Genomic DNA, 15,132 nt, shown 5'->3' with positions numbered 1-15,132 from the left:
AACCTCCGGCTAGTCTTGCTTCTTCTCGTTGATCTGGACCACGTCGTCGCCGTTCATGGCTTTCTTGAAGCCCCTGATGCTGCTCCCCAGCGCCTGGCCGAACTGCGGCAGTTTGCTGGGACCGGCCACCACCAGCAGGATGACGGCTACGATGATCAACTCGGGCAAACCAAATCCAAACATATTGTTCTCCTTTTACACGCCGACCCGCTTACCGGATCAGGCGTCTTATCTTTCCGGATTAGCGCAACCTTCCGCTACCTGTCGCTCCCCCCTGTTGAAAAGGTTCATCCGGCAGCGTTAAAACTGTCACCTATGAAGTAGTGCACGTGAACCAAGGCTCCCCCCTTTGCGAAGGGGGGACGGGGGGGGATTTGCCCATTCCCAACCAAAAGCAAATCCCCCTAAATCCCCCTACGCAAAGGGGGACTTTTACCAGCGAAAGATAGTTGCTAAGCGGCTTTCTTTTTGAGTTCCACGCCGACCTTGGCCAGTTCTTCGACCACGAGCCCGGCCACCTTCTCGAGCCCGGCCTGAAGCGGCGGGGTGAGCTGGTCCCCCGGATCGAGCGACTTCGCGACGATGCCGAAGAAGGTGAGGTCGGGCTTGGGTGCGTCGCGCATCTCGGAGATCAGGAGCATCTCCTGCAGCCCGATCTGGTGCGGCGACATCTTGACCGGGATGTTTTTCAGCATGATGTCTTCGCGCTCGTAGCGGAAGATGTCACCCGGCTCGCCCTTGGCCTGCACCACGTCCACCAGGATGACCTTGTCGGCCTCCTCGAACTTGAAGTGCACCATGATGCCCAGGGTGCCGCCGTCGTAGAGCTCGACGTTATCCGGGATCTGGTAGTGCTGCTCTAGATGTCTGACGAAATGGACGCCGAACCCCTCGTCGGAAAGGATCAGGTTGCCGGCGCCATAGATGAGGACCTGCATGTAACCTCCAGAAAAAAGAAAAGGCCGGGGGGGAAAACCAGGGGCTAGGGACTAGGGACTGGGGGCTAGCAAAACCAGGCTATAAATTAAACGAGTACCGGCGGCTGCACAAGCTTTTTTCGCTGGTGTCCGCCCCTATAGCCATTCGGTTTTGCCGAATCTTTGCAGCCCCCAACCCATCTCTAACCGCTGTCTTTCACTACCGGCCACCAGCTATGAGAGGGGGACAGGCACCTTGCGGAGCCAGTCCCCTGCCCGTTCTACAGAGGGGGACTGGCTCCGTCAGGTGCCAGTCCCCTTTCGTTGTTACGGCTACAGCACCTTCACCTTGGTGATCTCAGCGCCTTCCGGATCCACGGTGTGAACGGCGCAGGCGATGCACGGGTCGAAGGAGTGGACGGTACGCAGCACCTCGAGCGGCTTGCTGGCGTCCGCGATCGGGTTGCCGACCAGCGATGCCTCGTAGGGACCGAGTTCGCCCTTGTCGTTCCTCGGCGCAGCGTTCCAGGTGGAGGGAACGACGGCCTGGTAGTTCTCGATCTTCTTGTCCTTGATCACGATCCAGTGGGACAGGGTGCCGCGCGGCGCTTCGTGGAAGCCGACGCCCCTGTACTCGCCTTTCGGGATCACGGTGTGGTTGGCGTAGGTCTGGTCGCCGGACGCGATGTTGGCGATCAGCTTGTCCAGGTTCTCCAGCGACAGGTCGGCCATGACGTGGGCGCGGGCGCCGCGGCAGTAGAGACGGCCCATGGTGGAGTGGATGTCCTTGAGCGAGATGCCCAGGGTGGATACGGCGCCGTCCACGAGCTTCTTCACCTTCGGGTTGCCAGCGGCGTAAGCGGCCATGATCTGGGCCGGCGGACCGACCTGGACCGGCTTGCCGTCGAGGGTCGGAGCCTTGCACCAGGAGTACTTGCCGTTCTCTTTGAAGTCGGTGTAGTCCGGCTTGGTCTCGCCGTCCCAGGGATGCAGGGTGCCGTTACCCTCGTACCAGGCGTGGGTGACGTTCTCCTTGATGTTCTTGATCAGGTAGTCGTCGCGGTGATCCTTGACCATCCTGATGCCGCCGATGTTGCCGCCCATGACGACGCCGCCCGGAAGCATGAACTTGGTGTTCTTGGTGTCTTCCGGGAACTCCGGCACCGCCATGTAGTTGGTGACGCCCGCGCCGTACTTGAACCAGTCCTTGTAGGCGCCGGCGATGGCTAGGAGGTCCGGGTAGTAGACCTTCTGGACGAAGTCGCGGGTCTCTTCCATGAGGGTCCTGAGGTAGATCAGGCGCTCCATGTTGAGGGTCGCGATGTTCTCGGTGTTGATCGCGGTGGCGACGCCGCCGACCACGAGGTTCTGGATGTGCGGGTTCTTGCCGCCGAGGATCGCGGTGGCCTGGGATGCCTTCCTCTGGTAGTCGAGCGCCTTCAGGTAGTGGGCGACCGCCATCAGGTTCACTTCCGGGGAGAGTTTCATCGCCGGGTGGCCCCAGTAGCCGGTTGCGAAGATGCCGAGCTTGCCGCCGGCCACGAACGCCTTCAGCTTGTCCTGCACCGCCTTGAACTCCTTCTCAGAGTTGCCCGGCCAGTCGGAGATGCTCTGCGCGATCTGCGCGGTCTTCTTGGGATCGGCCTTCAGCGCGGAGACGATGTCGACCCAGTCGAGAGCCGAGAGGTGGTAGAAGTGGACGATGTGGTCCTGCACCGAGTGCTGCGCGATCATGATGTTACGGATGTACTGCGCGTTCAGCGGCACCTCGACGTCGAGGGCGTGCTCGACGGCGCGGATGGACGAGATGGCGTGCACGGTGGTGCAGACGCCGCAGAAACGCTGCACGAAGCTCCAGGCGTCCTCCGGGGCGCGCCCCTTGAGGATGACCTCGATGCCGCGCCACATCTGGGCGGAGGACCAGGCGTTGGTGACCTTGCCGCCGTTTGCTTCGACATCGATCCTCAGATGTCCTTCGATTCGGGTGATGGGATCAAGCGTGATTCTAGACATTTATTTCCTCCAAAGGCTAATTGCTTAATTAATGTTAGTGCGCGTGCGCCTCGCCTGCCGGCAGGGTCTTGTCCGCCTCGCTTCCCTTGTGCTTCTTGGCATGCCCCTTCTTCTTGTGTGCGCCGTGCAGGTCCATGTTGGGGAGGACCGGGAACAGTGCCACGAACACCTTGTAGCCAAGGATCTCGAGGGCCACGATGCCGACCGTGATCATCACTTCGGCGAAGGAGGGGAAGTACTTCCACCCCTGGCCCGGGTTGAAGCCGATCAGGTAGACGTTGAAGCGGTACAGGGCGCCGCCCAGAACGATCATGGAAGCGGAGATGAAGAGCCAGCGTGCCGACTTCCTGGCCTTCTTGACGAAGAGGATCAGCGAGCCGCAGGCGACCAGCAGGAACTCCGTCATGAACCAGCCGGAGTAGAAGTCACCCTTGAGCGCCGCGGAGATCTGGTTTCTGTGAGCCAGGTCGCCGATGACGACGGTGAGCCAGATCACGGTGACGAACGGGATCAGGCCGGCCAGGCCGGAGAGTTCCTCGATCTCGAAGGGGCGCTTGAAGGAGTAGCTCGAGATGATCGACTCCAGGATGGCGATGGAGTAGCCGATGAAGACGCAGTTCAGCAGGAACAGCAGCGGCAAAAAGCCGGTGTGCCAGAGCGGATGCAGCTTGGTCGAGGCGATGAGGAGCAGGCTCCCCAGCGAGGACTGGTGCATGGTCGGCAGCGTGATGCCCAGGACGATGAAGAAAATGAGGACCTTGTTCAGGCGCGGGTTGAGCCAGGCTGCGCCCAGGCGCACCATCTCCAGCTTGTCTTCCATGGTCTTCTTGTCCGGAGCGATCTTCGGGTGCAGCCAGTTGCGGATCGCGTTCATGCGGTCCCACTTGCTCTTCTCGATCGAGGTCAGGATCGCCGGGAGGAACTCCAGGATGAGGACCGTGGAGTAAGCCATGACGCAGAGCGCGACTTCGAACATGGCGGAGTTAGCCTGCCACTTGCTCGGGATGAAAAAGTTATAGGCGTTCCAGGGACGGCCCAGGTCGACCATGACCGAGAAGCCGGCCAGGCCGTAGCCGAACATGGAGGTGAGGATCGCGGAACGGATCATCGGGTGGTATTGCATCCTGTTACGGATGTAAACCAGGATGGCGACCGCGTAGCCGCCGCAGGCGATGGCTGTGCCGGTGGCGACGTCGTAGGTGATCCAGATACCCCAGGGGTAGCCGTCGCTCATGTTGGAGACGGCGCCGATCCCTTTCACGTAGCGCACGCCCACGAAGTAGAAGCCGAGCAGCACGACGGAGAGGAGGATGAAGAAGGATTTGGTAAAGATCTTACCTTCCAGCTTTTTATATTCTTCGCTGTGACCCATTACTTACCCCCCTTCTGGTGATCGTCGTCGTGCCCCTGGTGTTTCTTCATGTTCTTCACCGCGATGAAGCAGAGGGTGCTGTACAGGGCCACCGGGGCGATGAAACCCTTGTAGATGGTGTGCTGGATCTTCTCGGAGAACTCGGCCGGAGCTTCCGGCTTGATCTCGGGGAGACCGAGCTTGTTGAACGGCATGGAGGCCAGGTAGAGGTGGTTGGTGCCGCCCCCTTCGTGCTCGCCGTAGACGTGGGCCACGTACTTGTCCGGAGCATCCTTCAGGCGCTGGTGCGCTTCCTCCAGCAGGTCCTTCCTCTTGCCGAACTTGATGGCGCCCGCCGGGCAGGTCTCGGCGCAGGCCGTGATCCCCTTCTCGCGCAGGTTGGTCGCCTTGCACAGGTCGCACTTGACGATCTGCGGTACCGCCTTCTCCCACTGGAACTTCGGGATGTTGTAGGGGCACGCGATCTGGCAGTAGCGGCAGCCGATGCAGGTGTTCTTGTTGTAGTCGACGATGCCGGAGACCTTCTCCTTGGTCATGGCCGAAACCGGGCAGACCGAAACGCAGGAGGGCTTCTGGCAGTGCATGCAGGAGTACTTCACGTAGCTCCAGCGCTTCTCGCTCTCCTTGAAGAGCTTGATGAGGGTACGGGTCGAGCCGGAGAGGTCGCTCGGGGCATCCCACAGGCCGTCCTCGTCGAACTTCGCCTTCTCGTAGGAGAGTGAGCCGTAGTCGGAGTTGACCCTCTTGCAGGCGGACATGCACGCCTTGCAGCCAACGCACTTGGTGGCGTCATAGAGCATGCCGAGCTCGTCGTTGTTGACCTGGAGTCCCTCGTTGGCCAGGGCGTTACCCGCGCCGCAGGCCAGAAGCCCCGCGCCGGTGGCGCCGGCGAGCTTCAGGAAATCGCGTCTACTTGTCTTTTTCATGGGCATCCTCCTGCGCCTCACCGCCCGGAAGCTTCTTGGCGAGCATTGCGCCGGCGCCAAGCGCCGCACCTGCCGCCAGACCGACGAAGCCGGTGGTCAGCGGGTCCGGACCCTTCCCTTTTTCCTTCAGATCGACCGGAGCGTAGCTGTCGAACGGGGTCGGCTCGTGGATCTGCACCTTCTCGGCGATGGCGGTCTTGAAGAGGATGTCCGGCTCGGTGCAGCCGATGCAGGGGTGACCGACGGATACCGGCCAGGCGCCGACGTCGTTGAAGCGCTGCACGGAGCAGTTGGCGTTGGTCGCGGGGCCCTTGCAGCCCAGTTTGTACAGGCAGTATCCCTGGGCGTGGGTCGGATCGCCGTAGGCCTTGGCGAAGCGGCCGGCATCGAAGTGCGGACGACGCTCGCAGTGCTCGTGGATCTTCCTGCCGTAGGCGAACTTCGGACGGCCCAGCGCATCGAGCTCGGGCACCTTCTTGAAGGTCAGGTAGTACAGCACGGTGGAAAGGAAGTTGTAGGGGTTGGGCGGGCAGCCGGGGATGTTGATGATCGGCTTGTCCTTGATGATGTCCTTCACGCCGACCGCGCCAGTCGGGTTCGGGGAGACGGACTGGATGCCGCCGTAGGAGGCGCAGGTGCCGATGCTGATGATGGCGGCGGCGCCTTCGGCCGCGTGCTGCAGCGACTCGAGTGCGGTCCTGCCGGACACCTTGCAGAAGATGCCGTTCTGCTTGGTCGGGATGGCACCCTCGACCACGAGGATGTACTTGCCGTGGTTAGCCTTCATGGAATCGTGCAGCGCCTGCTCGGCCTGGTGACCGGCGCCGACCATCAGGGTCTCGTGATAGTCCAGCGAGATCATGTCCAGGATCAGCGTGGAAATGGTCGGGTGCGACGAGCGCAAAAGCGACTCCGAACAGCCGGTGCACTCCTGGAAGTGGAGCCAGATCACCGCAGGGTTGCCGTTTTTCTCAACGGCCTCGGCCACCTGCGTATGCATGGCGAAGGGCAGCCCCATCATCGCGGTGGCGGTGACACAGGCCTTCATGAAACTCCTGCGGGTGACCCCTTCGCAAAACATCTCTTCTTTCATAACAAGCCTCCTCGAGATAAATCAAACCGCCCGTATACGGCAACACCCGTGCCAATCCAGTAAACAAAATTTCAAAATGTAATACATTGAAATCCTTGAGCAATAAAAATGGCGCCCGCGGAAGCTCTCCGCACGGCGCCTTTGTTTGCTTCATTTTGTTGGGTACTTCTGTCCCGACTTTGTATCATTTTGTCCCAAAGGGAGAAAAAAGGGGACACGAGCAAGGGGACAGGCACCTGCGAAGCCAGTCCCCGGTGCCCCCCCGGTCAGGCCAACTCCAGCTCCTTCACCCTCAGCTCCTCGCCCGAAACTATGGCGAGGCCGAAGGCGCCGCATCCCGGGCAGGGGGAAAAGAGGCTTTGCAGCGGGAACTCGCCGTGACAGGCGGGACAACTGCCGCGCCCCGGCACCTCCTCGATGGTGAGCTTCGCCCCCTCGAGCAGGGTTCCCTTGGTGCAGGCCTCGAAGCAGAACTCCACGCTCTCGGGCACCACCCCGGAAAGCTCACCGATCTCGAGAACCACCTCCACCACCTTGCGCCCCGCAGCGTGTCCCTCGCAGATCTCCACCACGCTCTGGGTTATGCTCATCTCGTGCATGCCCGCCTCCGATTTTAATGTGGAGGGATGATAGCAGATCGGGCAGCGCAGCAAAAGGGGCTTTTCAGGTGATGCAGGACTGCAGGGTGAAGAAGAAGGTGGCTCCCTTGTCCACCTCCCCTTCGGCCCAGATGCGCCCGCCGTGGCGGTTGATGATGCGCTGCACCGTGGTGAGGCCGATGCCGTTGCCCGGGAATTCGCTGGAGCTGTGCAGGCGCTGGAAGGCATGGAACATCCGCTCGGAGTTGGCCATGTCGAAGCCGATGCCGTTGTCCTTGACGAAACAGGTCTTGTCCGATGCGCTCTCCCGGGCCCCGAACTCGATGCGGGTCACCTCCCGCATCTGGGTGAACTTCCAGGCGTTCCTCAACAGGTTCTTCATGGCGATCTCTAGCAGGTTATGGTCGCCGAAGGTGCGGATCCGAGGCTGGATGGCGAACTCGACCTTCCGGTCGGGAGAGCTTTGCGTGAAATCAGCCGCGGTGTCGCTGACGATCTCGGAGAGATCGACCACCTCACGTTTCAGGCTGAGGTAGGAGAGTTGGGAGAGCTGCAACAGCGCCTCGATCAACTCGTTCATGTGCTGACTGGACTTGAAGATCCGCTCCAGGTAATCCATCCCTTCCAGGTCGAGCCTGCCGGCATACTGCTCCTGAAGGGCGCGTGTGAAGCCGCAGATGCGCCGCAGCGGCGCGCACAGGTCGTGGGCCACCGAGTAGTTGAAAGCCTCGAGGTCCCGGTTGATGGACTCCAGACGCTCGGTCTGCTCGGTGAGCAGGCGTTCCACCTGCTGGGTCAGCAGGCTGATTTCCTCGTTGTTGGGTCGCTCCAGGAGCATGTTGCGTATCGTCTCCAGCGAGTTATGCACCGCCGACTTGAGATCGACCGCGTACGACGCGTTCAGCATGCTGGACGCTATTTCCTTGTCTATAGCCAAATACCGGCCCTCCCCGTTGTTCCTCTTCGCCTTGTACGCATCGGTCATGGGGCACCCCCTGTTGACCTGCCCCCGCGGGGGCGTCGCCGGACGTCCCGCCCGGTGCACCTGGAAGCTCACACCCCGCTTCCCCGACCGGACGTCCCCGTTACGCTGTGAACATCGTTTTCCCGCCGTCGCGGCGGGTCCATCCTGGTACTTCAGCAGCAACCGTGCCCACACCGGCCTTTCTTACCGCCCGTGTCGTTTCGGCCACTTACCCGGACCCGTGGCCTCGGCGTGGCGCCGGGTCCGGCAACAAAGGTTTATGCTGTTCGTGGCTGATGGCGCCAGGGCCTTGCTGAGGGCGGGTCGCAGGGTAGGCAACGTTTGTGGCAGGTGCAACTTCCGTTGCAGGCGGTTCAGGCCGACCTCCTCCTGAGCCGGTTGTTGAGGGCTTGCCTGGAGATCCCCAGCAGACTCGCGGCCTCGCCCTGATTGCCGTTGGACATCCGCAACGCCTCACTGATCAGGTGCGACTGCGCCTCCTTTATGCTGGGAAAACCGTTGAAGATGACGGTGACCATCTCGTGCCCCTCCACGGTCAGCCCCCTCCCCGAGGGGATCCCCATGTTGGAGCGGAAGGCCGCCAGGGAAAGAGGCCCCTTCTCGTGCAAAGCAACCGCATCGTACACCATGGCCTGCAGCTCGCGCACGTTGCCCGGGAAGTGGTACTGCTGCAACAGCCGCGGCAGCTCGGCGGGGTACCAGGGGCGTTTTTTCCCCATCTGCCGGGACGCGACCGTGACGAAATGCTCCAGCAGCAGGGGGATGTCACCCGGTCTCTCCCTGAGCGGGGGGATGTGGAGCCGGTGACAGCTCAGCCGGTAATAAAGGTCCTCGCGCAGCTTTCCCTGCTCCAGCAGCTGCTTCAGGTCCCGGTTGGTGGCTACCACGATGCCGGCGTCGGTCTTCGCCGCCACGTCCGAGCCCAGCGGCAGGTACTCGTGCTCCTGGATCAGCCGCAACAGCTTCACCTGGGCCCCCTCGCGCAGGTCGCCGATCTCGTCCAGGAACAGGGTCCCCCCCGCCGCCTTCCTGATCAGCCCCTCGCGGTGATCCTGGGCGCTGGTGAAGGCCCCCTTGCGGTGGCCGAACAGGGTGTCGGAGAAAACGGCGTCGTCCAGCCCCGCCACGTTCACCGTCACCAGCTCCCCTTTATTGCCCGAGCAGCGATGTACCGCCTCCGCAAAGAGCTCCTTGCCGACGCCGGTTTCCCCGGTGATCAGCACCGGCTGCCCGCTGTGGGACACCGCCTGGGCCCTCTTCATAAGCCTCAGCATCTGCGGGTTTTCGGTGACGATGTCGGGGAAGGGCATGCGCCTGCGGCGCAACCGGCTCTCGTCCTCGGAGAGCCCGAGGGCCCGGTCGATGGCGGCGAGGAACAGCGCGTTGTCGATAGGCTTCAGCAGGTAATCGCAGGCCCCGGCGCGCATGCAGGAAACCGCCTGTCCCACCTCTGCCATGCCGGTGATGATCAGTACCGGCAGATGCGGAAATTCCTCGACCAGGCGGGGCAAGAGGTCGCTACCCGTCACCGTGGGCAGCGCGAGGTCCAGGACCACCAGGGCCGCCTCGTTGCGGCGCAGGTAAGGCACCAGCGCCTCCCCCTCGTCGAAGGTCAGCACCGGTCCCACCCCGTGCCCCTGCAATAGGGCCCGGTAGATCTGCAGCATGTCCTGGTCGTCGTCCACCACCACTACCGGCAGCGGCGTCGCTTCGTTGCTTTTCATGACCGGCCTCTCTGCCTGTTAGGCGTCGCTAGACCTGGAAGTAGAGGGTTCCCCCCTTTCCTGCCTGCTCCGCGCTCCAAATCCGCCCCCGATGCAGGTTGATGATCCGCTGTACCGTCGCCAAACCTATGCCGCGGCAGCTCGCTTCCGCGGCGCCGCCGATCGCCTCGCTCGGGGCGGCACCGAGCCTTGGGCCGTTGTCGCTCACGTAGCAGCTGCGCTCCCCCTCGACCTGCGCGGTACCGAACTTGATCACCGGGTGCCTGACGCCGATGGTGCAGTGCCAGGCGTTCTGCAACAGCTGCTCCATGGCCAGACGCAGCATCTCCTTGTCCCCGGTGACCGTGACGCCGTCCTCGATCCGGAAGTCGACCGGACGCTGGGCACGGCCGCTGAGCTGGGCCGCGATCTCCGAGGCCATGGCGCTCAGGTCCACCTCCACCGGCTGCAGCTCGGCCGCGGTCAGAGCCGTCATGCGCTCGAGAGCGGCGACCGCCCCGGTGAGCTCCCGTGCTCCGGTGTCGATGCTCTCCAAAAGCACGCGGCAGGTACGGTCGAGCCGGGCGCGGTCGAGCAGTTGCAACCGGTCGCAATCGGCGCTGATCCGTGCCAGTCGCGCCCCCAGGTCGTGGGACACGGCCTGTCCGATCGCCTCCAGCTCCGCGGTGCGGGCGTCCAGTTCCACCTTGAGCACCCGGAGCCCGTTCTCCGCCTGCACCCGCGGGGTCACATCCAGGCCGACGATCCAGTTGACCCACCCCGTGATCGGTATGTAGCGCGACAGGTTGGACCAGGAGATGAGCTTGGGCGAGCCCTCCTTTACGCGGAGGGTCCATTCCCGTCCCCGGTAATCCCCCCCCTGCGGCGGGTGTGCCGCCACCACGTCCTCGCGCAGCGCCCCCTCGACCTGCAAAAGCTCAAGCATCGGCTTCCCCATCACCTCCTCGCCACGGTAGCCGGTCACCCGCTCGAACTCGTGGTTGCAGGCGGCCAGGCGATCGCCGTTGTCGAAGGCCATCATGATGACCGGGAGGTGCTGCAGGATGGTCTGCAGGCGGCGCCGGTTGGCGAGGAGCGCCTCGTCCTTCTCGTGGATCTCCTGTTCGCTGGCCCGCAAGGTGTCCTCTTCCTGCCAGTTTTCGTAGATCTTGCGCGCCAGGGCAGCGTAGGCCTGCTCGAGCTCCTGCTTGAGCCGCTCGCTTTCCGCCTCCACCATCGCCATACGCTGCGATGCGGCCAGGAATACGTCCAGTTCGCATACCGCGGCCTTCTTGCGGTGTTGCAGCCCGGGCGGGATGAAAAGCGCGTTGTCGCACACCCTGCCGCCGGTGACCAGCCCGGGATGGATGCGCGCCACCTCGATGAGCAGTTCCGGGGTGAACAGCCGCCGGTCGTACAGGCACAGAAGCGCGGTCTCCTGCTGTGCGGCAAAGGCGGTCAGGTCGCGCTCGAACCGGTACAAAAGCTCCAGCGACTTGTCGTCCTTCACGGCCCACCCCATGTCGCAGATGATCCGGGTTCCGCTGAACCCCTCGGCGGCGGCACCGGCGCAGATGTTGCGCATCAGCTCCATCACCCGATCCGGCTTGAACGTCCCTCCCCTGAGCCAGGTCTGCTTCACCGGCAACAGAACCAGCGCGCCCGAATCCTGTTTCTGCACCTCGACCACGTTGTGCAGCAGCCGCTCCAGCTTCTGCTCGGCGCCATGGAGACAGACGCAACGCTCCCCGATCGCCACCCCCTTCTGGATGAAGGGAAGCACCAGGTTCAGCACCTCCGACTCGTCCTGGTACATAAGGCAGAGGTGATCGTGGCTGTTGACGACGCCGATGTCTGCTATTTCCACGTTGCGTTTCTCGTCTTCCATCTGGGGTGATCTCCTCGCGCGCGGACAGACATTAAAAAACACCAACACAATATACTGGAAGCGGACGCCATTGCAATAATACGAGGGGCGAATTTAGCATCAGTTGTGGCCGGAAATTGTCTGGCAAGCGCGGTTTTTTGACCGAGGTCAAGGCATGGCAGATCGGCGCCGTGCTAGCCTGCGTCACGCTGGTGAACCAAATGGAACATAAGGAACAAGGGAGGAAAGATGTGCGATTGCGGTTCGGATAGCTCCAGAAGGGGTGGCCCCTACGCTACGGGGAGGGAACTGGTCGAGTTTGTGCTGGCGGCTCACGGCGGGAGGGTGGCCTGTTCGCCGCTTCCCAATGCGCTCGAGGTGCGCTGCCAGGAATGCGGCAGGGAGTTCGTGCTGCAAACCTTCGTGCAGGGATGCCCCTCCTGCGGGGGCGTGCACGCGGTGTCACCCCCGAGGGCGAACGACCCCGCGGCGGTGCAGTACGCGGGCGCGGATTTCGGCGCCGCCGCCTGAGTCGAGGCGATACGTAAAGAGGGGGGCGAACCGGGTTCGCCCCCCTCTTTTTATTCTGGTGAAGTTGGCGCGCTTCGCGCGCCTAAAGGCTAGCGTCGCGGCGAGCGCTTGTGACGCCGCTCGACGCCGGCCTGCGGACGGGACTCCAGGCGGGCCAGGTACACCACGTGGCGCAGCCCCCCCCGGCCGGGACGGTCGCAGGTAACCGTGAAGCCGGCCTGGCGCAGGCGCTTGTCGAAGCCCTGGTCGTAATTCTCACCCCAGACGGCGAAGACGCCGCCCGGCTTCAGGGCCCCCTTGCTCAGCTCGATGGCGATCTCGCCGTAGAGCGGGTCCATGATCTTGTCCGTCCTGGCATGCGGCCCGGTGTAGAGATCGAGCACGATGGCGTCGAAGCGGTTGTTGTTCATGGCGCTTCTCCTGATCACGTCGGCCACGTTGGCGATCTCCACCGCGACGCGGGGATCGTCGGCCGCCCCGCCGGTCAAGGGCGCCAGCGGCCCACGGCACCACTGCAGCACCACCGGGTTCAGCTCCGCCACCACCACGCCGGCCGTCTCAGGCAGCTGGTCCAGCACCGCCCGCAGGGTGATTGCCATGCCCAGCCCCCCCACCAGCACCCGCGGCGCCGCCTCGTGCTTGAGATGGCCGCAGGCCACCTCCCCCAATGCCACCTCCGACCGGTGCAGCGAACTGTTCATCAGCACCAAGCCGTTCACGGTGATCAGGAAGTCGCGCTCGCCGCGCTGCCTCAGTTCCAGGACCCCGTCGCCGGTAGTCACGCTCTGCAATACTTTCCAGGGTACGGCCATGTATCTCCTCTGTACTCTCTATTTCTTCCAGTTGCGGCGCTGCGCCGCCTCTTCCAGGGCCTCGACCTCGCCCAAAAGCACCAGGTAGGTCTGGTAGCGTTCCTCGCTGATCCCCCCCGAGCCGACCTCGTCGCGCACCGCGCAGCCCGGCTCCCGCCGATGCCGGCAGTCGTTGAAGCGGCAACGATGGTCCTTAAGCGCTTCGAAGCCGGGGAACCAGGCGGCCAGCTCGGAAACGGTGATGTCCACCAGCCCGAAGTCGCGAAAGCCCGGGGTATCGACCAGTTCGCCGCCGCCGGGAAGGGCGTGCAGGGACGAGACGGTGGTGGTGTGCCTGCCGGTCCAGTTGTAGTCGGAGAGTTCCCCCACCTTCAGGTTGAGCTCGGGGCAGAGCGCGTTCATCAGGGAGCTCTTCCCCACCCCGGTGGTGCCGACGAAGGCGCCCCGGTGCCCCTGGCGCAGGAAGTCCCGCAGCGGCTCGATCCCCGCTCCGGTGACCGCGCTCAGGGTGAACAGGGGGAGGATGGCGCCGTAGACCGAGCCGATCATTGCACCCAGCTCTTCGGACTCGGGAAGGTCGCACTTGTTGAGGACGACGAAGGGGGACAGCCCGGCCGCGCGGGCGGCAACGACGGCGCGGTCCAGGAACCCGGAGGGGGTGCCGGGAGCGAGCACCACGCCGAGCACGTCGAGGTTGGCGGCGACCAGGTGGATGCCCCCCCGGGCGTCGCGCCGGCTCAGCTCGGTCCTCCTGGCACGCCGGTGCAGCACCTCGCCGACCACCGTGACCTGGTCGCCGACCACGTGCCCGGAGTTGCGCTTCACCTTCACCATGCGGCGCTCGCCCGTCTCGAAGAGCACCTCGACCGCCACCCCGAAATGGGAGACGATCAGGCCGTTCTCGGCGGTGTCGTTGCCCTGCTGTTTTTTGTTCCCCATACCCCTCCAGGTCGAAGTTTCAGTGAGTTGCACCCCGGTTCGCTTCCAGACAGGCTCCGAGAGTACGGCAGGAGCGAAAAGTTGTCAACTAAAGCAAATTTGCGCCGATAAATGGGACAGATGCATGCGGTGACACCGGTTGACACCGGAGTTGTTTTGCACCATAGTTTGCCTTATGCAAGTACCGGGATCCGCCGGTGCCAGAGCCCCTTTTCACTACTTGATCCGAAGGGCGAGTCAGCGCCCCTCACATAGAGATCCGATCGGACGCAGGAACATCACTACCGGGCGTCCAAAGGTGGCGGCTATGAGTAAAGAGACAGTCGACGAAGCAATCGATATGTACGTGAAAGAAAGGATGTCGAAGGGGAAAGAGAAAGCCAGCACCCATTTCCTTGCCAGCCTGTATCTGAAGGAACAAAGCGAAGGGATCATCGAGTGCATGCGCAGGGTGCGTGGGCTCACCCGCTACTACATGGACCTCACCAAGGTGATGCTCAACCCGTTCAAGGGGCCGGAGGTGGCATGGCTCTTTTCCATGGTGAACATCGCGGTCTACGCGTGTTTCCTGCTGTCGGTCGAGGAGCAGAGGCTGCTGGGGATCGCGCTTCTTTCCGGCACCCTGGTGAACGGCGGCTACCTGATCCACGCCATGACCAGGAAGTGGTGCGACATGCACGTCATGCTGGCCATCTACGACGAGATCGTGCAGATAGCCGACCACGAGCTGGAGACGCTGGCCTGAAGCGCCCGCGCCAGTTCGGCCAGGCTCCCCACCGCGAGGTCGGTGAGCTCGGGCCAGCGGAAGGCGCGGGCAGGGTCGACGTGAACGGTGCCGGCGCCGGCCGCGCGACCGGTCTCAAGATCGAAGGCATAATCACCAACCATCACCAGTGCCGCGGGGGAGACTCCCCAGCGGCACGCGAGTTTGTGGATCCCGTCCGGGTCGGGCTTGGCCCGGGCGTCGTCCCGCCCCAGCACGTCCCCCTCCCCGATGAAACTCATGAGCCCGATACGCGACAGCGTGGTGAGCGCGTTCTCCCTGGTGTTGCGGGTGAGGACCCCGATCCGGGTGCCGCGCTCGTGCAGCAACTGCACCAGCTCCAGCGCCCCCTCGGCCGGTTCCGTGCGCCCCGCCAGCTCTTCCTCGATCGACTGCAACAGCGCCCGGGCCTGGTGTCCCTCCGCTTCCGGTAGAGCGGCCAGGTGCCCCAGGATGTCGCTCCCCTGCGGGACCCCCAGCACGCTCCTGATGTGGACGAAGTCGTGGATGGCCACGGTGAGGGTGCCGTCCAGGTCGAAGACCCAGTGCTGCTTCTGCAATATCCCCTGCCAGTTGTCGTTTCCCATATCACCCTTGTAGCAGATCCCGACA

General features: G+C 63.4%; 15 protein-coding genes. 2 read left to right on the top strand and 13 right to left on the bottom strand.

Going from position 1 to position 15,132, the window contains the following annotated elements; all coding sequences use genetic code 11:
• Positions 1 to 9: 9 nt before the first annotated feature.
• The 10 genes from KP004_RS04925 to KP004_RS04880 form a co-directional block, all read right to left on the bottom strand.
• Positions 10 to 183 carry a twin-arginine translocase TatA/TatE family subunit gene (locus KP004_RS04925; RefSeq protein WP_199389137.1) on the bottom strand — a complete coding sequence of 58 codons (174 nt, stop codon included), beginning with the start codon at positions 181 to 183 and terminating at the stop codon, positions 10 to 12.
• A gap of 269 nt (positions 184 to 452) precedes the next feature.
• Positions 453 to 938, bottom strand: coding sequence for a HyaD/HybD family hydrogenase maturation endopeptidase (locus KP004_RS04920; RefSeq protein WP_216801272.1), 486 nt, complete (start codon positions 936 to 938; stop codon positions 453 to 455).
• A 312-nt stretch (positions 939 to 1,250) separates the two neighbouring features.
• A complete protein-coding gene (locus KP004_RS04915; protein WP_216801271.1) occupies positions 1,251 to 2,930 on the bottom strand; it encodes a nickel-dependent hydrogenase large subunit in 1,680 nt (559 codons plus the stop codon).
• A gap of 34 nt (positions 2,931 to 2,964) precedes the next feature.
• Complete coding sequence (hybB, locus tag KP004_RS04910; protein ID WP_216801270.1) at positions 2,965 to 4,302, bottom strand: Ni/Fe-hydrogenase cytochrome b subunit; 1,338 nt, start codon at positions 4,300 to 4,302, stop codon at positions 2,965 to 2,967.
• The gene (gene hybA / locus KP004_RS04905; RefSeq protein ID WP_216801269.1) at positions 4,302 to 5,228 is read right to left on the bottom strand and encodes a hydrogenase 2 operon protein HybA; all 927 of its coding nucleotides are present in this window, start codon (positions 5,226 to 5,228) and stop codon (positions 4,302 to 4,304) included. Before hybA ends, hybB begins: the two co-directional genes overlap by 1 nt.
• A complete protein-coding gene (locus KP004_RS04900) occupies positions 5,212 to 6,321 on the bottom strand; it encodes a hydrogenase small subunit (protein WP_216801268.1) in 1,110 nt (369 codons plus the stop codon). The genes hybA and KP004_RS04900 overlap by 17 nt, the downstream gene beginning before the upstream one ends.
• A gap of 266 nt (positions 6,322 to 6,587) precedes the next feature.
• Positions 6,588 to 6,920 carry a hydrogenase maturation nickel metallochaperone HypA gene (gene hypA, locus KP004_RS04895; RefSeq protein WP_216801267.1) on the bottom strand — a complete coding sequence of 111 codons (333 nt, stop codon included), beginning with the start codon at positions 6,918 to 6,920 and terminating at the stop codon, positions 6,588 to 6,590.
• A gap of 64 nt (positions 6,921 to 6,984) precedes the next feature.
• The gene (locus tag KP004_RS04890) at positions 6,985 to 7,905 is read right to left on the bottom strand and encodes a sensor histidine kinase (RefSeq protein ID WP_216801266.1); all 921 of its coding nucleotides are present in this window, start codon (positions 7,903 to 7,905) and stop codon (positions 6,985 to 6,987) included.
• 353 nt (positions 7,906 to 8,258) lie between these two features.
• On the bottom strand, positions 8,259 to 9,629 hold the full coding sequence (locus KP004_RS04885; RefSeq protein WP_216801265.1) for a sigma-54-dependent transcriptional regulator: 1,371 nt from the start codon (positions 9,627 to 9,629) through the stop codon (positions 8,259 to 8,261).
• A 28-nt stretch (positions 9,630 to 9,657) separates the two neighbouring features.
• The gene (locus KP004_RS04880) at positions 9,658 to 11,496 is read right to left on the bottom strand and encodes an MEDS domain-containing protein (RefSeq protein ID WP_216801264.1); all 1,839 of its coding nucleotides are present in this window, start codon (positions 11,494 to 11,496) and stop codon (positions 9,658 to 9,660) included.
• 228 nt (positions 11,497 to 11,724) lie between these two features.
• On the opposite strand from KP004_RS04880, the gene KP004_RS04875 reads away from it, so the two are divergent.
• Positions 11,725 to 12,006 carry a hydrogenase maturation nickel metallochaperone HypA gene (locus tag KP004_RS04875; RefSeq protein ID WP_216801263.1) on the top strand — a complete coding sequence of 94 codons (282 nt, stop codon included), beginning with the start codon at positions 11,725 to 11,727 and terminating at the stop codon, positions 12,004 to 12,006.
• A gap of 89 nt (positions 12,007 to 12,095) precedes the next feature.
• Here the strand turns inward: KP004_RS04875 and KP004_RS04870 are convergent, their stop codons facing one another.
• The gene (locus KP004_RS04870) at positions 12,096 to 12,818 is read right to left on the bottom strand and encodes a spermidine synthase (protein WP_216801262.1); all 723 of its coding nucleotides are present in this window, start codon (positions 12,816 to 12,818) and stop codon (positions 12,096 to 12,098) included.
• 18 nt (positions 12,819 to 12,836) lie between these two features.
• Positions 12,837 to 13,757 (bottom strand): ribosome small subunit-dependent GTPase A, encoded by a 921-nt coding sequence (rsgA, locus tag KP004_RS04865; RefSeq protein WP_216801261.1) that lies wholly within the window; start codon positions 13,755 to 13,757, stop codon positions 12,837 to 12,839.
• A gap of 307 nt (positions 13,758 to 14,064) precedes the next feature.
• On the opposite strand from rsgA, the gene KP004_RS04860 reads away from it, so the two are divergent.
• Positions 14,065 to 14,502 (top strand): GSU0071 family protein, encoded by a 438-nt coding sequence (locus KP004_RS04860; protein ID WP_216801260.1) that lies wholly within the window; start codon positions 14,065 to 14,067, stop codon positions 14,500 to 14,502.
• Here KP004_RS04860 and KP004_RS04855 read toward each other — a convergent pair.
• Positions 14,451 to 15,107, bottom strand: a complete 657-nt coding sequence (locus KP004_RS04855) for an HAD family hydrolase (protein ID WP_216801259.1) — start codon at positions 15,105 to 15,107, stop codon at positions 14,451 to 14,453. The genes KP004_RS04860 and KP004_RS04855 overlap by 52 nt on opposite strands.
• Positions 15,108 to 15,132: the final 25 nt, after the last annotated feature.

This window comes from Geomonas oryzisoli (assembly GCF_018986915.1).
Taxonomy (GTDB): Bacteria; Desulfobacterota; Desulfuromonadia; order Geobacterales; family Geobacteraceae; genus Geomonas; species Geomonas oryzisoli.
The sequence above is the reverse complement of the archived record's forward strand: the minus strand, read 5'-3'. Positions and strand labels throughout refer to the sequence as shown.